The organism is Brevibacillus fluminis, from assembly GCF_003710825.1.
Taxonomy (GTDB): Bacteria; Bacillota; Bacilli; order Brevibacillales; family Brevibacillaceae; genus Brevibacillus_D; species Brevibacillus_D fluminis.
Genome location: NZ_RHHQ01000028.1, coordinates 1 through 25945 on the forward strand (window position 1 = coordinate 1; position 25945 = coordinate 25945).

The 25945-nt window shown below is 52.1% G+C and carries 24 protein-coding genes, 1 pseudogene and 1 riboswitch; of the genes and pseudogenes, 20 read left to right on the forward strand and 5 right to left on the reverse strand.

Annotated features, from left to right (window positions below):
- Positions 1 to 55: 55 nt before the first annotated feature.
- Positions 56 to 658 (reverse strand): hypothetical protein, encoded by a 603-nt coding sequence (locus tag EDM56_RS28590; RefSeq protein ID WP_122921342.1) that lies wholly within the window; start codon positions 656 to 658, stop codon positions 56 to 58.
- A 217-nt stretch (positions 659 to 875) separates the two neighbouring features.
- Positions 876 to 1310: a DUF488 domain-containing protein gene (locus tag EDM56_RS28595; RefSeq protein WP_122921343.1), complete on the reverse strand. Its 435-nt coding sequence runs from the start codon at positions 1308 to 1310 to the stop codon at positions 876 to 878.
- Between the two features lie 268 nt (positions 1311 to 1578).
- On the opposite strand from EDM56_RS28595, the gene EDM56_RS28600 reads away from it, so the two are divergent.
- The 13 genes and pseudogenes from EDM56_RS28600 to solA all read left to right on the forward strand — a co-directional run bounded on the left by EDM56_RS28600 (position 1579) and on the right by solA (position 15419).
- Positions 1579 to 2850 (forward strand): MDR family MFS transporter, encoded by a 1272-nt coding sequence (locus tag EDM56_RS28600; protein ID WP_122921344.1) that lies wholly within the window; start codon positions 1579 to 1581, stop codon positions 2848 to 2850.
- Positions 2851 to 3022: 172 nt separating this feature from the next.
- Positions 3023 to 4018, forward strand: coding sequence for a hypothetical protein (locus EDM56_RS28605; RefSeq protein ID WP_122921345.1), 996 nt, complete (start codon positions 3023 to 3025; stop codon positions 4016 to 4018).
- Positions 4019 to 4123: 105 nt separating this feature from the next.
- A complete protein-coding gene (locus EDM56_RS28610) occupies positions 4124 to 4684 on the forward strand; it encodes a sigma-70 family RNA polymerase sigma factor (RefSeq protein ID WP_122921346.1) in 561 nt (186 codons plus the stop codon).
- Positions 4675 to 6867 carry a YcdB/YcdC domain-containing protein gene (locus tag EDM56_RS28615; protein ID WP_122921347.1) on the forward strand — a complete coding sequence of 731 codons (2193 nt, stop codon included), beginning with the start codon at positions 4675 to 4677 and terminating at the stop codon, positions 6865 to 6867. The genes EDM56_RS28610 and EDM56_RS28615 overlap by 10 nt, the downstream gene beginning before the upstream one ends.
- Before the next feature lie 178 nt (positions 6868 to 7045).
- A pseudogene (locus EDM56_RS28620) lies at positions 7046 to 7423 on the forward strand (oligopeptide/dipeptide ABC transporter ATP-binding protein); the annotation flags it as partial.
- 727 nt (positions 7424 to 8150) lie between these two features.
- The gene (locus EDM56_RS28625) at positions 8151 to 8651 is read left to right on the forward strand and encodes a MarR family transcriptional regulator (RefSeq protein ID WP_122921348.1); all 501 of its coding nucleotides are present in this window, start codon (positions 8151 to 8153) and stop codon (positions 8649 to 8651) included.
- Positions 8652 to 8912: 261 nt separating this feature from the next.
- Positions 8913 to 10019: an amidohydrolase family protein gene (locus EDM56_RS28630; RefSeq protein WP_122921349.1), complete on the forward strand. Its 1107-nt coding sequence runs from the start codon at positions 8913 to 8915 to the stop codon at positions 10017 to 10019.
- 17 nt (positions 10020 to 10036) lie between these two features.
- On the forward strand, positions 10037 to 10450 hold the full coding sequence (locus tag EDM56_RS28635; protein ID WP_183192631.1) for a Rieske (2Fe-2S) protein: 414 nt from the start codon (positions 10037 to 10039) through the stop codon (positions 10448 to 10450).
- A gap of 196 nt (positions 10451 to 10646) precedes the next feature.
- Positions 10647 to 11303, forward strand: coding sequence for a TetR family transcriptional regulator (locus EDM56_RS28640; protein WP_246009577.1), 657 nt, complete (start codon positions 10647 to 10649; stop codon positions 11301 to 11303).
- 272 nt (positions 11304 to 11575) lie between these two features.
- The gene (locus EDM56_RS28645; RefSeq protein WP_122921351.1) at positions 11576 to 12421 is read left to right on the forward strand and encodes a MetQ/NlpA family ABC transporter substrate-binding protein; all 846 of its coding nucleotides are present in this window, start codon (positions 11576 to 11578) and stop codon (positions 12419 to 12421) included.
- Positions 12422 to 12536: 115 nt separating this feature from the next.
- Entirely contained in the window at positions 12537 to 13565 is a 1029-nt protein-coding gene (locus tag EDM56_RS28650; protein WP_122921352.1) for a methionine ABC transporter ATP-binding protein, read from the forward strand.
- Positions 13555 to 14229: a methionine ABC transporter permease gene (locus tag EDM56_RS28655; protein WP_122921353.1), complete on the forward strand. Its 675-nt coding sequence runs from the start codon at positions 13555 to 13557 to the stop codon at positions 14227 to 14229. Before EDM56_RS28650 ends, EDM56_RS28655 begins: the two co-directional genes overlap by 11 nt.
- Positions 14230 to 14279: 50 nt before the next feature.
- The gene (gene solA / locus EDM56_RS28660; protein WP_122921354.1) at positions 14280 to 15419 is read left to right on the forward strand and encodes an N-methyl-L-tryptophan oxidase; all 1140 of its coding nucleotides are present in this window, start codon (positions 14280 to 14282) and stop codon (positions 15417 to 15419) included.
- 57 nt (positions 15420 to 15476) lie between these two features.
- Here solA and EDM56_RS28665 read toward each other — a convergent pair whose 3' ends face one another.
- Positions 15477 to 16358 carry a hypothetical protein gene (locus tag EDM56_RS28665; protein ID WP_122921355.1) on the reverse strand — a complete coding sequence of 294 codons (882 nt, stop codon included), beginning with the start codon at positions 16356 to 16358 and terminating at the stop codon, positions 15477 to 15479.
- Positions 16359 to 16643: 285 nt separating this feature from the next.
- Between EDM56_RS28665 and EDM56_RS28670 the strand changes: the two genes are divergently transcribed.
- The 6 genes from EDM56_RS28670 (at position 16644) to EDM56_RS28695 (ending at position 23351) form a co-directional block, all read left to right on the forward strand.
- Entirely contained in the window at positions 16644 to 17630 is a 987-nt protein-coding gene (locus EDM56_RS28670) for a LacI family DNA-binding transcriptional regulator (RefSeq protein WP_281275002.1), read from the forward strand.
- Between the two features lie 47 nt (positions 17631 to 17677).
- Positions 17678 to 18646, forward strand: coding sequence for a sugar phosphate isomerase/epimerase family protein (locus EDM56_RS28675; protein ID WP_122921357.1), 969 nt, complete (start codon positions 17678 to 17680; stop codon positions 18644 to 18646).
- 10 nt (positions 18647 to 18656) lie between these two features.
- Positions 18657 to 19715, forward strand: coding sequence for a Gfo/Idh/MocA family protein (locus tag EDM56_RS28680; protein ID WP_122921358.1), 1059 nt, complete (start codon positions 18657 to 18659; stop codon positions 19713 to 19715).
- A 39-nt stretch (positions 19716 to 19754) separates the two neighbouring features.
- Positions 19755 to 21104, forward strand: a complete 1350-nt coding sequence (locus tag EDM56_RS28685; RefSeq protein ID WP_122921359.1) for an ABC transporter substrate-binding protein — start codon at positions 19755 to 19757, stop codon at positions 21102 to 21104.
- Between the two features lie 104 nt (positions 21105 to 21208).
- Entirely contained in the window at positions 21209 to 22516 is a 1308-nt protein-coding gene (locus EDM56_RS28690) for a carbohydrate ABC transporter permease (RefSeq protein WP_122921360.1), read from the forward strand.
- 10 nt (positions 22517 to 22526) lie between these two features.
- On the forward strand, positions 22527 to 23351 hold the full coding sequence (locus tag EDM56_RS28695) for a carbohydrate ABC transporter permease (RefSeq protein WP_122921361.1): 825 nt from the start codon (positions 22527 to 22529) through the stop codon (positions 23349 to 23351).
- Between the two features lie 31 nt (positions 23352 to 23382).
- On the opposite strand, the gene EDM56_RS28700 is transcribed toward EDM56_RS28695, so the two are convergent.
- On the reverse strand, positions 23383 to 24243 hold the full coding sequence (locus tag EDM56_RS28700; RefSeq protein WP_122921362.1) for a 5'-nucleotidase, lipoprotein e(P4) family: 861 nt from the start codon (positions 24241 to 24243) through the stop codon (positions 23383 to 23385).
- A gap of 171 nt (positions 24244 to 24414) precedes the next feature.
- Positions 24415 to 24966, reverse strand: a complete 552-nt coding sequence (gene thiT / locus EDM56_RS28705) for an energy-coupled thiamine transporter ThiT (RefSeq protein ID WP_122921363.1) — start codon at positions 24964 to 24966, stop codon at positions 24415 to 24417.
- Between the two features lie 207 nt (positions 24967 to 25173).
- A riboswitch (TPP riboswitch) is annotated at positions 25174 to 25286 on the reverse strand.
- 296 nt (positions 25287 to 25582) lie between these two features.
- Between thiT and EDM56_RS28710 the strand changes: the two genes are divergently transcribed.
- Complete coding sequence (locus tag EDM56_RS28710; RefSeq protein ID WP_246009578.1) at positions 25583 to 25900, forward strand: transporter; 318 nt, start codon at positions 25583 to 25585, stop codon at positions 25898 to 25900.
- The last annotated feature ends 45 nt before the right edge of the window (positions 25901 to 25945 follow it).

Below are 25945 nucleotides of genomic sequence, written 5' to 3' on the forward strand. Positions count from 1 at the left end.
CGACTTTATCGACAGCCTGAACTGGTTATTCACCAGCTCTTCTGGGGCCCAACTCTTATTTATGCTTCTTCCCACCGCGACGCAACGTCGCCCGCTTTTTCGTCCCCCCACGAGCCATACTCCGCAGCTTTTCTTCCTTCTGCCGATTATTCCCGCCGCGATTAATCGCACTCGCGCCTTTGCTACCCCCGACAGCATGCTGCTGCTTCGTATTCGCACTGTCGATCGCGGCATTGGTGCCACCTGCGCTCAGGCGACCAGCGCCACTGGCTACTTGGGTAGCGGAGGAGGCCGTGCTCCGGTTTGCGCGTTTTACAGTCTGGTTGTTCATGACGATCACCAGGTCGTTTTTGTTTGGCAATCGCGTAGATTTTGTCTGGGGTTGCGACTGTTTCCCGTTCAACCCAACGTTTCTTGCTTTCCCTTGTGCCCCGACACTCTGTTGTTGCACGGTATTTGACGCTTCGATTGCTGCATTGTTCCCAGCTGCGCTGCTTTTGCCGGCGCCGCTCGCGATCTGTGTGGTGTTTGGCGCATTCGTATACTGGTTGTTGATGATGACGACGATTCGGCCATTCTTCGGCGCTGGCGAACTGACCACGGTTTGTTTTTTTCCGTCATGATAGATGACTGTCACGTGTTGTTTCGCTTTATCCAATCCGTTACTCACTCCTTTGCATGGTTGTCTTCTATTAGTAATGCGAGAAAACGCAGAGGGGTGTTGGACAACGGGCTGCATAAGAGAAAATGTACAGATGCACAAGGTGTCGCTGTCTACTAGAATGGAAGAGCAACAGGTTACGTCCAAAACAATCAAAAAAGCAACTGCACGGGAAGTGGCAGTTGCTCGTGTCTAGTAATGAACAAACCCTCGTCTATAAATGAACAATCTCAATCCGCGGATCGAACTCCCGCAAATACTCCACAACCAGCTTGCGGTGGCAATGGTGCGGTTTTTCTTCGCTGCATAAAAAGCAAGGAACCTTATCACCCAGCCACTCGGACATGTGCGTCTCGACTTTTCGCTCCTGCAGCAAATCCAGGAATGTCTTCTCAAACTCACCCCACGCAATCTCTTTTTGCTTCACGGCTTTCATCAGGCTTTCTGTTGGTGCTAACGACAGCTCGTGGAGGTATTCGATATTCAGCAGTTCCAGTATGTATTCGAGGTCGTCCTTTTTGGAGAAGCCGGCCAATTGGGAGGTGTTTTGCAAACGTATGTCGATCAGTCGTCCTACGTTATTCTCTTGCAGGGCTGACGCAAAGGTGCGCAGCGATTTTTTGGAAAAACCGATGGTTGTGGCTAGCATGTGCATTCTCCTTTGCTGCCTTTGCTCAATCTCTGTGCAGAGTCCGGCAGTTGGTAGTGGGTGAGCTGTTACGATTTGGTCCTATCATTCTATGTTATTGAGGGAAGAAAGCGCTGTCAACAATCGAACATTATTACAGGCTCAAACCAATGACTCTATGAAAGGGGAAAGCAGCACATTCTAATTTTTTAAAATTTTATTTATTGATTGAATTCATTTTATTTTTGTCATATATTGGTTCTTATCACTACTGAGAAGGAGCAGATATATGCGCTTTAGGGATTTGCATCCGAATATAAAAATTCGGTTTGTGGAGATGTTTGTCGCCAACATTCTCGGGAATATGATTTATCCGTTCATGACGATTTATTTTGCCCAACGGATGGGGGCTGCGCTTACCGGGATCCTTTTGATGGTGAATGTGCTTGTCGGGGTCGTCGCTGAATTTTATGGGGGGACGCTGGCTGACAAGATCGGGCGGCGGAAGGTAATTTTGTTCTCGGAGTTTTTGCGATTTGGTGCATTCGGTGTCACCGCCTTTGCCAATTCGCCGTGGTTTGATTCCACATGGGTCACGTTTGCGATGGCGATGCTGCTCAGCATCTTCTGGGGGCTATCATCACCGGCGCAGGAGGCGATGCTGATCGACTGTTCCACAGAAGCGAACCGTCCGCTGATTTACGGCTTTGGCTACTGGGCATGGAACGTTTCCGTATTGGTCGGCAGCTTGATTGGCGGGTTCTTTTTCCAGACCCATCGTTTCGAAATCTTTTTGGGCGCTACCTGTGCGTCTTTGCTCTCGATTGCCCTCATTTATTTTTTCATCCAGGAGACGTACGTTCCCGAAAAGCGGGAGCAGCTCGAAAAAAATCCGCTTTTATCCATCATTTCCGCTTACAAGTCGGTGGTTACCGACAAGCTGTTTATGCTGTTTTTGCTGGCAGGTCTCTTAAACGGAGCGATTGAGAACATGGCCGGACAGTATACGAGCGTACGACTGATCCAGGAGTTTCAGCCGCAGCAGTTATTTTCATTCGGCGGCTTTAGTCTACAAGCGGACGGGGTGAGGATGTACGGGCTGCTCACGGCTACCAATACGTTCATCGTCGTTCTGCTGGGGCTAGTCGCCGTCCATGTGATTAAGAAGATCTCGCAGCGTTTCGCGCTGGTGGCCGGAATCTTGCTCTATGCCGCTGGGTATGCGATCGTTTCATTCTCGAACCAGCCGTGGCTGTTGATTCTGTTCACCGCAGTGGCGACCATCGGCGAACTGATTTGGGTGCCGGTGATGCAGAGCACAACGCCTAAGCTGATACCGGATGATAAGCGCAGCACGTACATGGCGGTTTTTGGCACGTCGTTCAAGCTGAAGATGGTCATGGCGTCCCTATCCGTCACACTCGGTTCCTTTGTATCCTCCTATGTGATGAGCGGCCTGTTTTTCCTGTCCGGGGTAATCGCGATCGTGCTTTTTTCCGGATTGTTCACCAAGCTGGAGAAAAAAGAGCAGAAACAGGCAGGCGGCGGTATCGCGATGTAATCAGAGGTTATTCGGAATTCTCGGGATTCATAAAATCCCCCGAGCCGATCAGACACTCTCTTTTGCAAGAAGAGGGAGTCGGATCGAGCGAGGGGGATTTTTCATAACGGTGTCATGAAAATCGATTTGCTGGATCAAATGAGTGAAAGCCAATCGAAAGGAAGTCGGACTGATGAAAAAACACGCTATCGTATCCGCAAGCTTGATGGCCTTGTTGCTGTCGGCGCAAGCTCCATTCCCGGGCATTGCCCAGTCTGCACCAGTGGAAACTGTGAAAAAAACGACGCTCGCCGAACTGGATCAGAAAGCTCTGGAGGCGGCACGGAAAGAAATGCAAAAGCTGGCGGAAGGGGCACCGATCGAGCTGGATCAGATCATTGGGGAAAATTCGGAATGCTGGGTTATTTCGGCGAAAAACGGCAGAGGAGAGGTTCTGGTTCAAAAGCAAGGCGGAGCGGTCGTTTCCGTTCATGTCAAATTCGGCTTCAAGGAAGTGAGTACGGCACTGCAAAATGCGGTTAACAACACATTGAAAAGCTTGGATGCCAAACTTGCAAACCCGATTGACCGAATCGAGCGCATCAAATCGAGCAAGGAGAACGTCTGGCATTTCAGGGGTGAGCGTGCAGAAGTCGTCATAGAAGCGGCATCGGGCCAGGTGGACTATGCATCCATCCATTACCGGCAAGAGCAGATTGCCCCCAAAATTGTCACCACAGCCAAACAATCATTGATACAGCTTTCCGGCAGCCAAACGACTGCATTGGAGCCTTCCGCAACGCTGCTCAAGCATCCACAGCGCAACTTGGATCGCGTCTGGAGTTTTCAGGATAAGACTGGGAAGTTTAGCGTCATGATTGGGGCGAATACCGGCACCCTTGTTGGTGTGGCCAACTACAGCGTGGTGGAGAATAAAAATTACGTCGCACAAGAGGATATCCCAAAGGTGTTCGCCAAACCGATGTATACGAAGGAAAAAGCGATCGCCGTCATCAATCCGGTGATGAAAAAGATCTTTCATCTGGATTTGACGGGGTATGTCGTTGCCAGTAAATATGATACGTACACATTTACGAAAAAAGGCAAGCCGACGGTCATTGCGTCTGTGAACAATGCGGGCGTTTTCTATAGCGTTTCGGTTGTGCCGGAAAACGGCATGAGCAAATAGACATGTGCGGGCAAACCGAATTTTCACCATAACATCCTGTCATGTTTTGCGGTCAGTTGGATCAAATCGTCATGTAAAAGCGTGGCAGGGAGGAGACTGTTCATTGTGTATCAAGATATAAAGCGAGCAGACAAGGCGCTGCATTTGACCAAAGAAGCAGTTCTGGAGCAGCTGATGTGCGAGTACGGAGACAAGATCATTCAGTTGGTCTACCTGATCGTGAAAGACCGCACGATGGCGGAGGACATTACACAGGAAGTGTTTCTGAAGGCGTTTCGCGATTTGCATGCATTTCGCGGGGAAAGCAGCATGAAAACATGGTTGTATCGCATTGCCATCAACGAATCGAAGAAATATTTGCGCTCGTGGTCATTTCGGCAAATCTTCTCGACGTTCAAAAAAGATGACATGCCGGAGGAGCCCGAGCATGAGCATGTGGAAGCAACGGTCATTGGAAACATGACCAAGGCCGAGATGGCGGAACGGGTAATGGCGCTGTCGCCGCAGTACCGCCAGGTCATTGTGCTGCATTACTACGAGGATTTGACCGTCAAGGAAATTGCGCATGTGCTGGACATCACAGAAGAGCTGGTGCGGACCAAGCTGCACCGGGCGCGTAAGCAATTCAAGCGACTGCTTGAGAAGGAGGGCTTGGAATGGATATAGACAAAGAATTTCGCCAAGCGGTGCAGGACATCAGCCAGCCTGTGGCGCAAGATGTGCGGTTCACGCCAGAATTGGCGCAAAAAATCCGCGATCGGGCTGGCGAAGGAAGAAGGAGCGGCTACCGGAAGCTGTACACGGCAGCAACCGCGGTCGCTTGCCTGGCGGCTGCGCTTGCGGTCTGGAATCCCGATATGTCCGAGCTCCAGAATCAAGTCAAGCAATCGGCAGCGGCGCTGTCGGATCAAAAGAGCAAGGCGATCATGCAAGCAGCCTTGCAGCCGCTGCAAAAGGCGATACCCGAGCTAAGCGGCTACAAGTTGGAGATGACGGGAAGCACGGCCGGAATGATCACGGCATTTTTGCGGGAAAAAGACGGCGTGTACGCTAACATTGCCGTCAACAAACAGACGGGCAAGCTCGAGGTGTTCAAGTGGTCGACAGGGAACGGAGCCCAGAAGCAGCCGTCGGCACAGGTGGCGAAGGAGAAGGCGGAGCAGTTCCTGCAGGCGATGCTCGGCGAAATCAGCGCACAGTACCAGCAGGTTGCCGCAGGTGAAATCGCCCGGCCGCGCAGCGGATATCTCGATTTGGATGTGCCGGCGATTGCGGTCACGTACAAAAAGATGAAAAACGGGAAGACCGTACCGTTCTCCGATGTGGTGGTTTGGGTGGATGGCGCCGGCAAAGTCGTTTCGTACGGCCAAGTGAGTGATGCCGAGCAAGCGACTTTTACCAGGCTGAGAGAGGCTCTGCCCGAGTTGAATCCAGATGCAGTGCTGTCAAACAAGGGGGTTCATTCGTCAGGCTATTCGTTTCTCCTGATGAATGCAGACAAGGAAGGGAATCAGGCATTGATCAGCATGACGGGCCAAGGCGATGCGCTGACCGATTACGCGGTGGAGAGTGTAGGCAACCGGCAGGAACCCGTGGAATGGGCTCCAAAAACGGTAGCCGTCGGAAAAGCGGACCAATTCCTGCAAAGCATGCTTGGCGAAGAACGTAAACAGTATCGGGAAACAGGAAATTATGATAATCCCACGTACATGCGCTATTACAACGACATCCCTGTGCTGGAAGATAGTCTGTATGTGGCCGTAGATAAAAGCGGGCGTATTCGTCAATACACTCGCAGCGACGTGGTGTATGATCCCGTTGCGCTGCCGGATCCGTCCAGCGCGGTTCCCAGACAAAGCGCAGAAGGCGTTTTGGCGAAAAACATGAAGCTGCGCTATATTGAGCAAGTGGTCATCAAGCGCGATCCGCAAGCAGGCGGGAAGCCAGAAGTAAGGCCGATGCTTGACTACACGCCCGCAGTTGCTGACTTGCAAATGGGGATAAGCCGTTCTCTCTATTGGTACATCGATGCCGTCACTGGCAAAATCCAGTATGGAGCGGGCAACAACGGAATAGATTATGACCGCCGTGGTACGAATGAGCCGATTACCCTTAACGCTGGAAAAAACAATCAGCCGGTCATGGTTAAAACGAAAGAAGAGGCGGCAAGCTTGCTGGCTAAGGATATGGGAGTGGATGTAAAAGGGCTCAAGTCCGGTGAGGGTAAAGATGACGATAGCCCATCCGGCAAGAAGAAGCACTTTTTTTGGGAGACAAAAGAGGGAAGACAAATCGACGTGACGATCGATGCGCAGACCGGGCGTGTCGTCGATATCACCATTCCGCGGGTCGATCACAACATAACTGTTTCCGAGCAAGTGGCATTCAAGGAAGCGATCGGATTCCTCGAAAAGTTCGTGGATCGCGGTGTGACGGAAGTGCAGCTCTCTCAGGTGATCGAACCGGGCGAACCGAATCCCGTATCGTCGGGTAGCTGGGAGTTCGAATTCATCAAAAGCCACGAAGGGGTACCGGTGCTGGAGCAATACCCTGGCGAGGCGTACATCATTTCGGTCGATCCATCCACAGGCAAGGTGCACGGGTTTGTGAACCGGACGCACATGCAGGAAGCCGTTGCCCTTCCAGATAAAAGTAAGGCGGTTCCCGTCGAGCAGGCGGTTCGCGAATATTTGGCGTACATGCCGTTGCAACTGGCATACACCGTCAAAGGCGCGATGGGGGAGAGGCTGGCATCACCAAAGCTGGTCTACGTTCCAATGAGCGACAGCAAGTATGCCGACCGTAACATCACTATCGATGCGATTACGGGAAAAGCTGTGATCCATTGAGTATAAGCAAAAAGCACGCTCACAATTTGGCAAGATTGTTTTGACCCTGCCGAAACTGTGACCGACAGGAGTAGGTCTGCCCGAGGCGAATAACATAAACAGCAAGACATCGCCACGATTCGGTTGACGGGGGACTGGGATGAACGAGAAAGATTGCCTGATGCTTAAACACATTTATGAGGCGCAAGATGAATATAAACTGACCTATCTGTTCATCGCCCATGACATCAGCGTCGTGCGCCACATCTCCGACCGCATCGGTGTGATGAATTTGGGTCAAATGGTGGAGCATGCGCCGACGGACAGCTTGTTCGCAACTCCGCTTCACCCGTACACGCAAGCGCTACTGTCTGCGGTGCCGTTGCCCAATCCGCTGCAAAAACGGGAGCGGATCATGCTGCGGGGGGAGATACCGTCGCCGATGGACCCGCCATCCGGGTGTATTTTCCATACGAGATGCCCGTTCGTGATGGACCGTTGGAAGAAGGAGGCGCCGGTGAAGCAGGAGGCAGCGCCGCAGCATTTCGTGTCTTGCCACCTGTATAGTCATTCGTAATTCAGATGTTTTGCTCGAAAACACCCATGTACGGGTGTTTTTTTATCTGCAAAAAAGGAATGGTGCGGCATGGAGGGGCGACAGTTGTTTGATACGGAGCAGCGTATAAATGTTCGTCCAGTTTTGCAAAACGTATCCGGATATCGTGGAATGCGATCGTGTGAAGTAGTGAGGCACGGTTTATACAGGACAAGGGCAGGAAAGGGCAGAAATCTTATCTCCCGTGGAGTCCTTGGTTTTGTGATGTTGCATGGGATAATACATGGTTAATCTTTGATACCACAATGAAAAGACTGTGGTTAATTTGTATAACTGACACTGATTAGGGGGACTAATCATTGCCTTTAGCAACAATCCTTGAGAAAACAGTCTTTTCTATTTCACAGCAGCAAAGGGATTTTCGGAAAAAAGTGGAGCGACGCCTTTACGATGCCATCCAGGCGGAGCGAATCAAAGGGAAACGCTTTGCGCCACATCTACGTCCCTGAGATACTTCCGCCGCGCAGCGTGTGGCTTTGGGGCGCAGTTTCCCTTTGATTCGCGGAGCCGTTCTCCCCGACCCCCAGCAGGCATCGTAACAGCGTTGCGTAACTTTTTTCCGAAAATCCCCGTTCTTCCACCATAGCCAAATCATTGGTTTGTCCCCAACTTAATGCTATAATCATATCATATCTAACGGTACTCAATATTTCGGCAAATCAAACGAGCAGTGCTTTAGGAGGAAATCATGCCCCCGATTGACGAGGAATTATTGCCTAATGAATTGGATGTTTTGAATCGCCTGACCGACTACAAAACCGACTATAGCGCCATGAAAGTGTGCACACACCTGTATTGGGCGACACAGCGCATGCGCAACAAAATAGAGCAAAAAGTGCTGTCTGAGTACAATTTGTCCTGGACCGCATTTTCCATCCTGTACGACCTGTGGATCTGGGAATCGATGGAGACGCGGAAGCTGGCTGTATCGGAAGGCGTGACGGTTGCGACGATCAGCAGCATCGCCAATACGCTTGAGCGCAAAGAGCTGTGCAGGCGGGAAATCGATCCGAATGACCGCAGGATGGTTCGCTTGCGGATCACGGAAAAGGGAAGACAGATCATTGAAGAGCTGTACCCTAAGTTTAACCAAGGCGAATCCCAAGTCGTCAAAGGCTTGAGTATGGAGGAACAGAAAGCAATCACCAAAATGCTGCGCAAAATGATAGAGAATATCGATGAGATGTAATATGCGATCGGTAGAGAACCCGCGTCCCGAAAAGAGGGGCGCGGGTTTTTGCGTGCGTAAAAAACGTGAGTGGAACTGTATCCACAAAAGAGGCGCGCAAAACATGATTATGATGTTTTTAAGTGGAAGTGAAAGTAACGGTCCGATCTTTCGCTTGACCGTACGATTTTACCGCGCGATAATAGGCTAAAGTTATTTTATGAACGCGTTCATATTTTGAATGCGATTCTATCAACGTATGTTTAACGGGGTGAATCTAGCATGGGAGCTACATTTGAGCACAATGGATTGATTGACTGTGACGTGCATCCGGTTTTAAGCGATTTCAATGAATTGATCCCGTATTTGGATGAATCGATTCAGCAGTATATGAATATCGGCAAATTCGCCAAGGGGGCGCTCTCCAAGCAAAACAGCGGGTCGTTTAAGTTTCCTGCGTCGGCTTACGCCAATCCGCTGCCTGTCCCGCTGCGTGCCGATGCGTTTCCGCCGTCGGGGGATATTCCGGGGAGCGATCCTACTTTTTTAGCCAAAGACTTGTTTGACCGCTGCCGGACGACAACCGGCATCTTGAATATCGGGCACGGGACGATGGCCGCTTTCCACAACGTGGAGGTTGCTGCCAAGTACACGTCAGCCGCCAACGACTGGCTGTACCACAAATGGGTGAAAAGCGACCCGCGTTACAAAATGACGATGGAAATCACACCGCTTGATCCTGCGCTGGCTGTCAAAGAGATCGAGCGCATCGGCAAACGCCCGGAAATCGTCGGCATCAACATGCACTGCGTCAATATCCCGCTCGGCAAGCGACATTACTGGCCGATCTATGAAATCGCGGAAGCGTACAACCTGCCGATCGTGCTGCACCCTGACACCGAGGGGACGGGCGAGTACGCGGCTGGCTTCGGTGTAGGGCCAGCGTCCACGTATATGGAATGGCATACATCCCTCGGCTTGATCGGCCAGCGGAACGTGATCAGCCTAGTATGCGAAGGCGTATTCGAGCGTTTCCCGAACTTGACGGTGAATTTCATCGAATACGGATTTTCCTGGATCGCACCGACCATGTGGCGAATGGATAAAAACTGGAAGGCTCTCCGCCATGAGGTGCCATGGGTCAAAATGCTGCCGAGTGAATACATTCGCCGCAATATCCGCTTCGGCACGCAGCCGATCGAAGAGCCTGCTCGCCCGAAGGATTTGGTTGAGCTGATCCAAATGATCGATGCGGAGCACATGCTCCTGTTTTGCAGCGATTATCCGCATTGGGATGGCGATGAGGTGGAACGGGCATTCCTGCACTTTCCCAAAGAGCTGAAGCACAAAATCTTTTATCAAAATCCGCTGGATTCATTCAGGCTGTAAGCAGGGGGAGCATGATCATGAGCAATAACGGCAAGCATCGCGTAGCAGTCTGTTCCTCTGCAGAATTGGCCGAGGGCCAGCGTCAGCTTTTTGACATCGACGGCGTCGAAATCGGCTTGATCCGCGTGGAAGGAAAGTGCCACGCCTTTCGTAACAGCTGTCCGCACCAAGGCGTGCCGATGATCTACGGTTCGGTTGTCGGCACAATGGTCCCTTCCCGGCCGCAAGAATACGTCTATGGACACCACAATGAAATCATCCGCTGTCCGCTGCACGGATGGGAGTTCAATTTGAAAACAGGAAAGGCGCTGTTTTCACCCGGCGTCTCGCTCAAAATCTATCAGGCAGAGGAAGAAGCAGGGGAGATCGTCCTGTATGTGGACCGTGAGCCTTTGCAGGTGACCCGCAAGCAATTTTTCTGCGCACTCTAGTCATTCCTGGGCAAAACCCTCCCGCGCATCATGCAGCTTTATGCTCGTGGTAGCGAGGTGAGGGTTTTTATAAGGGCAACCGCGGCTTAAGCCAAAAGCTTGGCGTAGTCAGGTTTTCTAAAGGCGTGCGGGCCAAGTTGTGTATAATAAGAAAGGCAACGTGCCTGTAGCCAAGATAAGTAGGGGAATGAGTGGAATGATGAACAGAAAAGACATCAAAATAAAGCGCATGCTCCAATATTTTGTCGATGCCACCGTACAGATTATGAAAGAAGAAGGCATTGAAAATGTTAGCGCGCGCAAAATCGCAGATATTGCTGGATATACGAGTTCGACGATCTACAACTATTTCGGAGAGCTGTCCCATCTGCTATATTTCGCCTCCATGCGCTTTGTGAAAGACTACTTGCTGGAGCTGCCTTCCTATTTGGAACGGGGAGAAACCTACACGGAGAAATATTTGCTGAGCTGGGAATGCTTTTGCAAACATTCCTTTGCCAATCCACAAATTTACCATGCGGTCTATATCGCCGATTTGGGAGAAAAGCCGGAGGAAATGCTGGCCCATTATTTTTCCATTTATTCCAGCGATTTAGTAGGGTTTTCCGATGAGATCCGTCCGCTGCTTTTTGAGTCTGACTTAACAACGCGAAGCAAGGCGTTGCTCGATATGGCCAAGCGGGAGCGAGAGATCACCGACGAAGCGATTGAGGAAGTCAACGAAATGGCGGTGCTCATTTGGGAAGGAATGATGACGGCTCTCGTGAACAAACGGAGGAATACCGATCCGCAAGAAGCGGTAGAAAAAACGATGAGATATATTAGGAATATTGTGAAAATACTTGAAAAATAAAGATTTTGGCAAAAAGATGGCACTTGTCTGCCATCCTATATTTTTCTCTTGATCATTGTGCCCAGTATAGAGATAATAGCAAGTGTCCTTCGATTTGGTAACGCGAAACCGCGGTGTTCTTTTGATTCTTTCACCGGTTTTTGGGTGAATCGGAGTGTTGGAAGAAATCAATCATTTTTTATATTTGTAAAAAAACTTGACGGATCATTCGATAGCTAGTATATTCAATTCCATAGTAAACCAATCGGATATCCGGTTAATAGGAGGGCAATATGAAAAAATCGTACTTATCCATTTTCCTGGCGATGGCTGTAGCTCTGGTAGTGACCGGTTGCGGAGCTGGACAACAAGCTGCTCCACAAGCTGGCGGCGATGCAAATGCTGCGAAACCTGCCGCTGAAGAAAAATTGAAACTGGGCGTTATGGCCGGTGCAGAAGAAGAGATCTGGAAAGTGGCGAAAGACGTCGCTAAGAAAGACGGCTTGGACATCGAACTGGTAACGTTCAGCGATTACGTTCAACCGAACAAAGTTCTCGAAGACGGCCAACTGGATGCCAACGCGTTCCAACATCAGCCATACCTCGATGAATTCAACAAAACCAACGGTACGCATATCGTGAAGCTGGCAGACACCATCAACTATCCAATCGGTGTTTACTCGCAAAAAATCAAAAACCTGTCCGAGCTGAAAGACGGCGACGTGCTCGGTCTGCCAAACGATCCGACAAACGGCGGACGCGCGCTGGTTCTGTTCCAAAGCGCAGGTTTGATCAAATTGAAAGACGGCGTTACCACAACTGCAACGGTTAAAGATATTGTAGACAACCCTAAGCATCTGCAGTTCAAAGAGCTGGATGCGGCGTTCATTCCAAAAGCGCTGGGCGATTTGACAGCAGCGGTGATCAACACCAACTATGCGATTGAAAACGGTTTGTCCCCAAGCAAAGACGCGATTTACCGCGAGCCGAAAGATTCCCCATGGGTGAACATCATTGCGGTTCGTGAAGCAGACAAAGACAAACCGGTCTTCCAAAAATTGGTGAAAGCATTCCAGTCTGAAGAAGTGAAAAAGTTTGTAACCGAGAAATACGGCGATTCCATGGTTACTGCTTGGTAAACGATTCATCACTTTTGTACACAGGTCTCCTCGATACATGAGGGGACCTGTGGTTTGCTTTTTTGGCCAGTTGCGGCAGCAGTACTATTTTTCATGATGGGGGTAGGTGGATACCTTGATACAGCTAGAAGCAATCTCGAAGGTATTTTATCAAAACAAGCGGCAGATCACAGCGGTCAAAGAAGCGACGCTGCACATCGAAAAAGGCGAGATTTTTGGAATTATCGGCTTCAGCGGTGCGGGAAAAAGCACGCTGATTCGCTGCATTAATTTTTTGGAGAAGCCGACATCGGGCAAAGTGCTGATCGGTGGCGTCGATCTTGGTAGCTTGAATGAAGGGCAGCTTCGCGGTGTTCGTCGCAAAATCGGCATGATTTTTCAAAACTTCAATTTGTTATCCTCCGCTACCGTCTTTGAAAATGTGGCTGCGCCGCTTCGCCTGGTCAATGCACCGAAACAGGAGCTTACGAAAAAGGTTCGTGAGCTGTTGGAACTGGTCGGCTTGAAAGAGAAAGAGACAATGTATCCGTCGCAATTGTCCGGCGGTCAAAAGCAGCGCGTCGCGATCGCGCGCGCATTGGCAAGCGATCCTGAAATTTTGCTGTGCGACGAGGCGACATCGGCGCTCGACCCGCAAACGACGGAATCGATTCTCGACCTGTTGCTGGAAATCAACCGGAAGTATAACATCACCATCGCGCTGATCACCCACGAAATGCATGTGATCAAGAAAATTTGCGACCGTGTGGCGGTGATGGAGAACGGCGAGGTTGTCGAGCAGGGGAAAGTGCTGGATGTCTTCTCCAATCCGCAAAAGCCGATTACGAAAAACTTCATCAAGAGCATTTTTGACGTCAACCTGCCACAGAATCTGGTCAACAAGATTCAGGAAGAGCAGGTGCCGGGGAAAATTTTGCGCATCTCCTTCATCGGAGACAATGCCGCAGAACCGATTTTGGCTGATTTGGCGACCAAATTTACGCTGCGGCCCAACATTTTGTACGGAAACATTACACAAATCAAAGATACGACGTTTGGCTGCCTGATCATCCGCGTGACGGGTGAAGCCGAGGCGATTCAGGCAGGCATCGATTATTTGGCAGGGGAACGGCTGCAGATTGAGGTGATTGAACATGCTGACTAATTTTTTTCAAAGCTTTCTGGAAAACAGCGACCTGTACGCACAGTCGATTGAAGAAACGGCGATTATGGTCGGCTATGCATTGGTCATCTCCACGATTATCGGGCTGATTGTCGGCGTCGTGCTGGTCGTGACCCGTAAGAACCATATTTATGAAAACAAGGTTGTCTTTCAAATTCTCAATGTAATCATCAACATCTTGCGGTCGCTGCCGTTCATCATTTTGATGGTGGCCATCATCCCGTTCACCAAATTGGTCGTCGGAACGACAATCGGGGTGAAAGGTGCGATCGTGCCATTGATTGTGTACACGGCGCCGTACATTGCGCGCTTGATGGAGTCGGCGCTGCTGGAAGTGGATAAAGGCGTCATTGAAGCGTTTCAGGCGATGGGAGCGACCCGTCAGCAGATCATTACGCGCGTCTTGCTGAAGGAAGCGAGACCGGGCCTTATCCTCAGCTTGACGATCGGGGCGATCGGCTTGATCGGGGCTACCGCAATGGCGGGTGTTGTTGGAGCGGGCGGTTTGGGTGACGTGGCAATTCGTTTCGGTTACCAGCGTTGGGACCCGGCTGTCATGCTAACGTGCGTAATTTTCCTGATCGTGATCGTGCAAGTGATCCAATCGCTGGGCGAGCTGATTGCCAAGCGACTGCGCAGACGCTAAAAGCTGTGCTATCGATCTAACGAAGCTGACAGAAATCAGGTGACAGACAGATGACAGGCACACATGAGGTAATCATACTGGGTGCAGGTTCGATGGGGATGGCAGCGGGCGCTTTTTTGGCCAAGCAGGGTGTCAAGGTGCTGCTGATCGACGCGTTCGATCCACCCCATGCCAATGGAAGCCATCACGGAGATACCCGCATGATTCGCCATGCGTACGGGGAAGGCAGCAAATACGTTCCGCTGGTGCTGCGGGCACAGGAGCTGTGGGGCGAGCTGGAGCGAGAAACGGGGAAGCGTCTGTTTGAAAAGACCGGCGTGCTGGGACTCGGCGCATCGGACTCGCAGTTTTTGGAGGAGGAAATCCGGAGCGCCCGAGAATTTTCCTTGCCTCTGGAGGTTTTGCAGGCCGATGAGATTGAGAAAAGGTGGCCGGGCATCCGGGTGCCGGAATCGTTCATCGGCGCTTTCGAACCGGCTTCCGGTCTCTTGTACAGCGAGGAGTGCATTCGTGCTTACCGTGAACAGGCAGTAACGCATGGTGCGAAACTGCTCATGAATACCCGGGCGCAGGCGATCGAGTACCACGCGGATGGCGTGACAGTGCGGACCGAGCGAGGCGATTACCATGCCGACAAGCTGATCGTGACGGCAGGCGCATGGACTGGATCGTTGCTCGCCGAATTGTCTATTCCATTGCAGCCGATTCGCAAGACCGTAGTCTGGTATGAAGCGGACGAATCGCTTTATGGTGCCGGCCGGTTTCCTTCCTATTTCATCGATTTGCCGGAGGAGCGTTTTTACGGCTTCCCGAGCATGCAAGGCTCAGGCTTGAAGATCGGCAGCCATGATGCGGGTACTCCGGTTGATCCGGACCGTGTGAATCGGACGTTCGGCGATTTGGAAAGCGATGAAGGCAGTTTGGCGGCGGTGAGCCAGCGCTTCTTCCCCGGTGTGACGGGCCAGCTCAAAAATGGCCAGGTATGCATGATCACCTGGACACCTGATCATGATTTCATCATTGACCACCACCCGGTGCACAAGCATGTGCTGATCATCTCCGCTTGCTCGGCGCACGGCTTCAAATTCGCCAGCGCGATCGGCGAAATGGCGATGCATCTGACGCTTGCAGGCAAAACGGATTTCGACATCGCGCCGTTTTCGCTCGGACGGTTTTTGCAGAAAAAATAAATAGGTACGGCAAAAAAACAGGCTCCTGCGTTGTGCAGGGGCCTGTTTCTTCTTCGTTTATTCCTTCATCGTCTTCCAATATTCATACGAATGAACCGCATTCCCGGCAAAGGAAGGGTGTTCTGATAGCAGGAGAGACAGCTTGGCTAGCTGTGCATTCATGTACGTTTTTCCTTCTTCCGCAAAGCTTACGAAGTTCCCTTCGCCGCTCTTCTTCGCTTCCACCGCAACGAAGATGCGCTTGCCTAGCTCATCAGCGAAGGCCAACTCTTGCACCGAGAGTGCGGAAATGCTGTTGGACCCTACAGCCCGATCGCGATAAGCCATTACAGCTGTATGATCATGCTGCGCGATCAGCCATTTGCCCAATGATGCTGCAGCATCATTGGGCAGTGCGATGCTGTCCAGCCAAAAAGGAATGTCGCAGCCAATTTCGAGCGCCGGTGTCTTGCGAACTTTGGCTGTATACGCCTTGATGTTTCCCATCCATTGCCCGATGACGGCGGACTGCTTGGTCTTCCATTCGGGCAAAAGGTAAGGCTCAATGTCGAGGTGGATGCCTGTGAAGCGCTCCTCTTTGCTCACGCCGGCATTGTAGGCGAGTACCAGGTCGACCCATGCCAGCAGTTGGGGGCGGTTTTGCTCCAAGCCCCAGCTGCGCTCTCCACCCAAAGCGTGGACGGCGATTCCGGACGCGGTCGCTTTTTTGATGAAAGCCTGGTACTCGACGGCTTTGCGCGTAGGCGAGAAGTTAACATAAAGCAGCGTGACGCCGTGTTCCTTGGCGAACGCTATTATTTGCTCCGGCTCAGAGGAGATGAGCTGGGATTGCCACAGCCAGGTAGCTTTTGGTTCCTTTGGCACAGATGAGAAGCCGGTTAAGAAAAAGAGTGCAGAAATAAGCGAAAAGATGATAATAAATCGCTGTGTGTGCAACATCTTGTGTTCCTCCAGAAGTCAGTCTTGCTGAGATGGCGGAGCCAGCGTGTTTCCAAAGTCATAGACACAACGGAAAGCTTGCCAAATTTTTCATTTCATTATTCATATCGTCGTTTTTCGTTCATTGCTTAAGCCCTAAGTCAAAAGTCGCGGAAATAATATTGTTTTAAATTTTCAGAATACTAATTGACAATTACGCCCAGTAAATGGTATTTTTTGTAACAGGAAAACGTTTTCCCATAAAACGGAAAGAAGTGACCGACCATTACAGTAACTATTAAGGACATCGCACAACTAGCCAACGTATCCATCGCAACAGTCTCCCGAGTCTTGAACAATTCCAAACCCGTTCGTCCGGAATTGCGGGAGCGAGTCATGAAGGTTGTGGAAGAGACGGGCTTTCAGCCTAATGCTGTCGCCAGAAGTTTGGTCAATAAGGAAACCCGGATCATCGGGGTGATGATCCCCGACATTTCCAACAACTTTTACTCCAACCTGATCTATGGGATCGACAGCGTCATCAGTGAGTATGATTACAGCTTATTTTTGGCCATCTCGGATGAAGTGGTGGAAAAAGAGCTGAAATTTTTGCGGCTGTTCAAGGAAAAGCAGCTGGATGGCGTGATCATGGCGAGCATTCATTTTCTTGAAGGGCATTTTCAGCAGCTACAGGAAATTCAGGTGCCGCTGGTCGTGACGGGCCATGATCTACCTGGCTACAACATTCCTACAGTCAACATCAACAATGTCCAGGCTTCCTACGATGCCACCGCCTATCTGATTGCGCAGGGGCATCAAAAGATCGCCTGCATTTCCGGCCCGTTGTGGGACCCGCCGTGCGGCCTCGATCGCTTGGGTGGGTATCGCAAGGCGATGCGGGCACACGGCCTCGACATTCATGACGGCTTCATGCAGGAAGGCGAGTTCACGGCCAAAAGCGGCTATGAAGCGATGCGGAAAATTTGGGAGGAGAGCATCCGGCCGACAGCGGTCTTCGTGGCGACCGACCTTATGGCTGTCGGCGTCCTCAATTTTCTCCATGATCAAGGAGTCAGGGTGCCAGAAGATGTCTCGGTCATGGGCTTTGACGATTTGGAAATGGCATCGCTGACGCGTCCGATGCTGTCCACTGTGCACAATGATCCGTACATGTACGGGCGGGCGGCGGCGGAGCAGATTTTAAAGCAGCTGCGCAACGAACCGGTGGAAAGGATGAGTATTGTCCCGCATGATCTTGTGATTCGGCAAAGCGTGTGTGTGATCGGGAAGTAAGCATCCATTTTCATAAAAGCAGATCGAATGTGAGAGGGGGAAGCGTTTTGAAACTTGGCGTATTCACCGTCCTGTTTGCGGAAAAGCCGTTCGAGGAGATGCTTGACTATGTAAAGGCGGCCGAGCTGGAAGCGGTAGAAATCGGCACGGGAGGCTATCCTGGCGATGCGCATTGCAAGCCCGACGAGCTATTGGATCATCCCGAAAAGCTGCGCTCGTTCAAAAAGGCGGTGGAGGACCGTGGTCTGACGATCAGTGCGCTCAGCTGCCACGGCAATCCACTCACACCGGACAAAGAGTTTGCCCAGTGTTCCCATGAGACCTTTGTCAAAACGGTTCAATTGGCACAGCGGCTGGAGGTTTCCGTGATCAACTGCTTCTCCGGCACGGCGGGCGACCACGATGGTGCCAAATACCCTAGCTGGCCGGTGGCGCCCTGGCCCAACGAATATCGCGATGTGCTGACCTGGCAGTGGGAGAACAAGCTGATCCCGTATTGGAAAGAATGGGTGGATTACGCGGCGTCCCATCAGGTCAAGGTGGCGCTGGAGATGCATGGTGGGTTCCTGGTTCACACCCCGGGCACGCTGCTCAAGCTGCGCGAGGCAGTAGGCGAAAACATCGGGGCCAACTTTGATCCGAGCCACATGTGGTGGCAGGGGATCGACCCGGTGGCAGCGATCAAGATTTTGGGTAAGGAGAAGGCGCTGTTCCATTTCCATGCCAAAGACACGTATATCGACCAGGAAAAGGTGAACATGTACGGACTGACCGACATGAATTCGTATGCGAATCTGCAGGAGCGCGCCTGGTACTTCCGTACGGTCGGATACGGGCACGATGCGAAAGACTGGGCTGACATGATGAGCGCGCTGCGCATGTACGGCTATGACGGGGCGATCAGCATCGAGCATGAAGATGCGCTCATGTCGATTGAGGAAGGATTCACGCGCGCGGTGGCCAACCTACAGCAGGTGATTTTGCGCGAGCCAATCAAAAATCTGTGGTGGGTGTAGGAGGGAGAGCATGACCGAGAAGCGGAAATGGAAAATCGGCATCATCGGTGCGGGAAGTATTTCCGAAGCACATTTGGAGGCGATGAAAGGAGAACCGCGGGCAGAAGTGATGGCGATCGCCGACATCTCGGAGGAGCAAGGGGCAAGTCGAGCGGAGCAGTATCGGATTCCGCAGGTGTTCACCGATTACGGGGATATGCTCAAGCTTGCGGACATCGATGCGGTCATCGTCTGCGTCCCCAACTACCTGCATATTGAAGCGACCAAAAGCGCGCTTGCGGCCGGCAAGCATGTGCTGTGCGAAAAGCCGATGGCGATGAACGTCGCGCAAGCCGAGGAAATGATTGCGGCTGCCAAGCAGGCGGACAAAATCCTCATGGTGGCACAAAACAACCGGTTCCGCAGCGATACCCAATACGTGAAGCAAATGCTTGAAGAAGGCAAGCTGGGCGATGTATACCATGCCAAGGCGGGCTGGGTCAGGCGCAATGGGATTCCCGGCTGGGGCAGCTGGTTTACGCGCAAGGACTTGGCGGGTGGAGGTCCTTTGATCGATATCGGCGTGCATATGCTCGATGTCGCCTTGTGGCTCGTCGGACATCCGAAGCCGGTTTCAGTGCTCGGCCAGACCTATGCCCAATTCGGGCCTCACAAGCGCGGCTTGTCGGAGTGGGGCCGAAAGGATGAGAGCGGCTATTTTGATGTAGAAGATATGGCGGTGGCCATGATCACGTTTGAAAATGGCTTCACACTTACGCTGGACGCAAGCTGGGCTTCTCACATCAAAGAGGAAAACGTTTTCCTTGACCTGTACGGAAAAGAGGGCGGTACCTCGCTTCGGCTGATGGATCAGCAATTCGCGTACCACCACGAGTTAAACGGCGCTACCGCCACCACTGAGATCCTGCCCAATCCAGTGAAGGAGCGGGTGCAGCTGTTCCGCAATTTCATCGATTCCGTGGAAGGGACGGCGACGCCGCTGTGCACACCGGAGCAGGCGTTGTACATCAATCGGCTGATCGAGGCGATCTACCTTTCGGCGCAGACGGGAGAAGCGGTCCGATTGTGAGTATGGTTTCAGGGAAAGAAAACATAAGGGGGAAATGGAATGAAAGTATTGAAAGGGCTTACATCGGTCGGGCTCAGCTTGTCGATGGCAATCTCCTTGGCAGCATGTTCATCCACTCCACAGCAATCCGCACCCGCATCCACTCCGCAGCAGCCGGCAGCTCCCACAACAGAGGCACCGAAACCAGAACCCGCACAGCCGCAGCCTGCGGCGGAAAAAGTGAAGCTCGTCTATGCCCGTGGCAAAGACGTCACCGAATCAACGAAAAAGCTTGTCGAAGCTTTCCAGAATGCCCATCCCGACATTGAAGTCGAAATCCGCGAAACGCCTTCCGACACCGGCCAAAGCCACGACCAGTACGTCACCATGTTCAGCGCGCAATCATCCGAAATCGATGTGTTCGACCTCGATGTTATCTGGCCCGCGGAGTTTGCCCAAGCGGGATATTTGCTCCCGCTCGACCGCCTGATCGAACAGGACGGGATCGACACCGGCAAGTACATCAAAGGCGCTTTGGATGCGGGCAATTTCGGTGGCCAGCAGTGGACCATGCCCAAATTCATCGATGCCGGGCTGCTGTTTTATCGCAAAGATTTGGTCAAGGAAGCGCCGAAAACGTGGGATGACCTCATCGCTCAAGCCAAGGCGACAAAAGGTAAAGACGGCACCAAGTTCGGCTATTTGATGCAAGCTAAGCAATACGAAGGGCTTGTCTGCAACTTTGTCGAGTTCGCCGCTGCCTACGGCGGCAAAATTTTGGATGAGCAAGGCAATGTGGCGGTGAACAACCCTGGCACGATCAAAGGCTTGAAAAAAATGATGGAGATCGTGAAGTCCGATATCGTGCCGAAAAATATTACGACATTTACAGAGACCGAATCCCATACTGCTTTTATTGAGGGACAATCGCCATTCATCCGAAACTGGCCGTACCAGTTCGCATTGGCGCAGGATCAAACCCAATCCAAAATCGTCGACAAGGTCGCGATCGCTCCGTTGCCTTCAGGCGATGTACGCTCAGCGGCGGCGCTCGGCGGCTGGATGGGTGGCATCAACAAATACACCAAGCATCCGAAAGAGGCATGGGAATTCCTCAAATTCATGACAGGTGCCGAAGGGCAAAAAATCTCCGCGGTGTCTGGCGGTCTGGCACCGACACTGCTGCCTGTGTACAGTGATACGGATGTGCAGAAAGCGAGCCCGCTGTTTGCCAACCAAGATTTCGTCAATGGCGTCAGCGCTGCAGTTTCCCGCCCGACCAGCCCGATTTACCCGAAAATTTCCGAGGTGATCCAAATCGAGGTGTCCAAAGCGCTAGCTGGCCAGCAAACGGCCGAGCAAGCGGCGAAAAACATGGAAACCAAAATGAACGAGCTGATGAAAAAATAAGGCAGGGCAGAAAGGTGTAGCCAAAAAAAGCCCTCAAGGAAAGCGACGCTAACATCCTTGGGGGCTGCTCACTTTTCGAATGCAGGAAAGGAAGCTGGTGATGGATGACCCGTGTGAAAAAAGGATCACTGTCGGAGAAGCAGATGGGCTATCTTCTGATTGCCCCGGCCTTGCTGATCATTCTCATCATCGCGATTTGGCCTGTCGTACGTTCATTTTGGATCAGTCTACATGACATCAGGCTCAACGATCCGACCAAAACCGAGGTGCACAATGCTTACGGTCTGGACATGGAGCGGTACGTGAATTCGCTGCCGATTTTGCTGCGCAATCTGAACAAGGAAGCGAATGCCGCCGATGGCAGCGTCAAAGAAGAGCTGCTGGGACTTAAACAACAGGCCGAGCAAATGAAGGCGTTGCTTGCGCAATCGGGCGAAATCGCCCAGCGTTACCAAGAGATTGACAAGCTGTTGCTCGATTTCAAGCCGGTGCCCAATGAGCTCAAGTATGTCGCGCTGTCCGATGCCCAGACGCAGGCGCTCCGTGCGACACTGCAAGACATGGAAACGAAGCTTACGGAGATGGGCAAGCAGAAGCAGCTGGAAAAGCCGGAGGGAGTCATCGCGGTCGTCAAAGGGATCGCAGCTTCGGTCATTTCGCCCAACTATGTTGGTTTTGCTTACTATCAACAGTTTCTAGCGGACAGCCGTATGTGGGCGGCATTGTACAACACGCTTTTTTTCACGGTCGTATCCGTCGCCATCGAGCTGGTGCTGGGCCTTTGGATCGCGCTTTTGATCAACAAGCAGTTTTACGGGCGCGGTTTGGTACGTGCGACCGTTCTCATTCCTTGGGCAATCCCGACCGTCATTTCCGCCATGATGTGGAAATTTTTGTATGACGGACAGAATGGCATTGTGGCGTATCTGTTTGAACAGACTGGCTTGGTTGCAGATATGGGAATGCTGCTGACAACAAAAGCGGGAGCGATGTTCTCCGTGATTCTGGCGGACGTGTGGAAAACGACGCCGTTCATGGCCCTGCTGCTGTTCGCCGGATTGCAGACGATACCGCACAGCCTGTACGAAGCGGCTGAAGTCGATGGGGCAGGCAAGGTGCAGCAGTTTTTCCGGATCACGCTGCCGATGCTGAAGTCGACACTCCTGGTCTCCCTCTTGTTCCGCACACTGGATGCATTTCGCGTGTTCGACTTGATCTATGCGCTGACGGGAGGCGGACCGGCGAACTCGACTGAGACGATTTCGATTTACGCGTACAAGACCATGTTTGCGCAAATGAGCTTCGGCGAAGGGTCTGCGCTCGCCGTCATCGTCTTTTTGTGCGTAGCCTTGATTTCGATCGGATATATCAAAATCCTGGGCGCCGACCTGCTCGGTGAAGGCGGAAGATAGGGGGGAGAGCATGCAGAAAAAAGCCGGACCGCTGTTCTATGTCTTTTTGGCACTGTTCATTTTCATTGTCATGTTTCCGTTTGTTTGGATTCTCCAGGCGGCTCTCAAGCCACCGAGCGAGCTGTTTGGGGACCATGCCTTCCGCCTCGTGCAATCTCCTTCCTTTGACAATTTTGTCCGTGTCTTTACGGAGCGTCCGTTTGCCCGTTATTTGTGGAACTCCACGGTGGTGGCGACACTTACCACGCTGTACTCCATCGTCATCGCGTCCGCTGCCGCTTATGCGATCGCCTGGCTCAACTTTCGTGGGAAAACGATCATTTTGGGGATCGTCCTGGCCGTCTCTATGTTCCCGCAAATCGCGACCATCTCGCCGATCTTCATGTTCATGCAGTCGATGGGCCTCACAAACAGCTATCTCGGTTTGATCCTGCCGTATACGACATTCGCGCTGCCGCTTGCGATCTGGAATTTGACGATTTTTTTCCGCAAAATCCCGAGCGACTTGGGGGAAGCGGCAAAGGTCGATGGCGCGACAATTTGGCAAACGATGACTAAGGTGTTTTTTCCGCTCGCCATGCCAGGCGTTTTCACAACCACGATTCTGGTATTCATCGCGGCATGGAACGAATTTTTGTTTGCGCTGACGATCAATACGCAGGAAGCGATGAAGACGGTTCCAGTCGGTATCGTCATGTTTCAGGGACTTTACACGATCCCATGGGGCGAAATTTCAGCTGCGTCCATCATCGTCACGATTCCGCTTGTGATCATGGTGCTGATTTTCCAGCGGCGCATCATCTCAGGGCTGACATCGGGCGCGGTCAAGGAATAGGCAAACCCTGCTGAAGCGAGCAGGGTTTTTCTTACTGAGCTAGCTGCCGCACGGGTGAAGGCGAAGGGGAGAGCGCCTTTTTTCGCGCTTCCAGCTTCTGCTCCGGGGACAGCTGCCGGTAATTGTACAAGGCGTACTCCCAGTCGCCGTACATCGGATTGGGCAGCACGATGAAGGAGTGGCCGAATTTTTCTTTCAACATGTCTACGGCCTTGCTGCGGTCTGCCATGCTGCGCCTATCGAAGATTTGCGCGAAATCGCTTAGATTGTCGCCCATCAAGAGCACGATGTGATGATCGCGCTCGATCTGCTGGCGTCGTAATTCTTTGGAGCTCTCCCCATTGGAGAGGAGCAGGTGGGATGCCCTCGCCTGCGGGAAGCCGGCAGCTTGCAGATTGCGGATGGTGCTGTCGGTCTGATCGACCGATCGATTGGATACGTAGTAGATGTCCACACCGCGCTTGTGCGCTTTGGTTAAAAAATCGACGGCGCCGGGAAGCGCTCTTGCTTGGGCAAGCTTGACCCACTCGTCCCAAGAGAGCGCCTCTGTGCCGCTGCCGTTTTCAAGCTGTGCGACGTTATACGGGCTGTTATCCAGCAGCGTTTCATCGATATCGACGATCACTGCCCGCTTTTTCGTGACGGATCGGTCGGCCAAGTCTTTCTCCAGCATCATGTCTGCAAGGGCGAATGCCTGGTAGTAAAGCGCGCGTGCTTCAGCGGAAGTTTGGAACCAGGTGTAGGCCATGACCGATTGGTTCATCAGTTCGTCGGAAGGGTCCGGGCGGGCTGGAACCCTGGCATGAGGAGCATGTGCCGCGAGCAGCGGAGAGGGGATGAGCAGCAGAAATGCGGCGAACAGCGCGATCACTGCGAATGGGCGGTTTCTCAACGGGCGATTACCTCACTTTTTGTTCGTGTTGGTTGTCATGACGCATCATGCGTGATGCATTACTAGCGTGCGTCTCTTTTTCCTGATCCATCCATTTTTTCGACACATGTTCTTCATCCGGTTTTTGCGAATAGAAAAAACCACCAGCTTTTTTCACTGGTGGCTTTACGCTTATGAGGTGTAGGAGCGGGCCAACAAAATTTGCTGCGGTGCTTTTTTGGCAAGCAGTGTAAGCACGATTCCGGTAATGATGAACTCTGGAACCAGGTACGACAAATTGTACAGCGCGGAATACGTGGCGACCGGCATTCCTTCCGGTGCGTAGGAGCCGAACCAGACAATCCCTGAAGTGAAGTGGCAGAGGAAGCGGATGGCGATTCCGGCAAACAGAAACGACCAGACTTTTCCTAATTGCGGCACGCCCGTAGCAGGACGTGCGAATCCGACGAGTCCGATGGCAGTGTAGGCGATCGGATAATCGAGCAGCAGCTGGACTGGATGCACAACATAGCCGCCGATCAGGTGATCGAGCTCGCCGACGAGAAAGCCGGTGATCAGTCCCGGCACCACGCCTCGGCGTAGGGCGATGATGGCGATCGGCAGCATGATGAGCGAGATGGAGCCGCCCTGTGGCATTTGAAACAGCTTGATCATTCCGAGAATATAGGCAAGAGCAGCCATGATGGCAATTTCCGTCATAATGGTGAGGCGTTTCGTGTTCATTTTGTTCCCTCCGTTTTATGAATTCATCGATTTACAAAAACAACTGACAACGAAAACATACTTCCCCCTTTCAGCATCGGACTGACGGCGGAAGCGGTGGGAAAACAAAAATGAGTGCGTACGGTAGCAAGCGTCCATCGTGCGTTTAGACAGCAAAAAAACCGCTGTGCAAGCAACGGTTTTACTATACAGATGAACATCACACAAGAGTGACTCCATATTATTCCCTCCGCCGGCATTATCCAGATCAGGTCAAACGGTCGACAGCAGCGCATAGCTGTCCTCTCAGCCTGGTTCCCCAAGCTCCCGCATATTCAATTTTACATATTTATGGTAGCAAATATGTCTAGGTTGTCAAGGGAAAAGCGGGCTCGAACTGTTTTTGTGTACCCCCGGTATTCGTCCAATCCACAGCATTTGTCCCGTCATACACTTATCATGACCATAGACGAAGGAGTGGATTGCTATGACATATAATCGACCACCGTTTCCACCTGGTGGTGGGGGAGGCGGGAGCCAGATGTTTCCGCCGGGAGGAAGTCAAATGTTTCCACCGGGAGGAAGTCAGATGTACCCCCCAGGAGGAAGTCAAATGTACCCCCCAGGAGGTAGCCAAATGTACCCGCCGGGAGGCAGCCAGATGTTCCCGCCGTCATCGCAGGGCGGGCAGCATCAGCACGGAGGGCCAGCAGGTCCGCCTCCTCATCGAACGCCACAACGTCCGCAGAATCAGCTGTATCGCGTCGATCCCGGAGCCATTGCCGGCTGCTTGCACCGTTACACGTATGTTTGGCTCGATAACGGGAGCCATTTCTGGTTTTATCCAACGTTTGTGGGTCGCACCTCCGTTTCCGGATTCCGTTGGCGGGGCCATTCGTGGATGTATTTTGGGATCGATCTCAACCGGATCGAAGCGTTTACCTGCCACTACTAATGGCGCGGATTCCATGCTCATCAGCAAAAAGCCACCTTTTCGGGT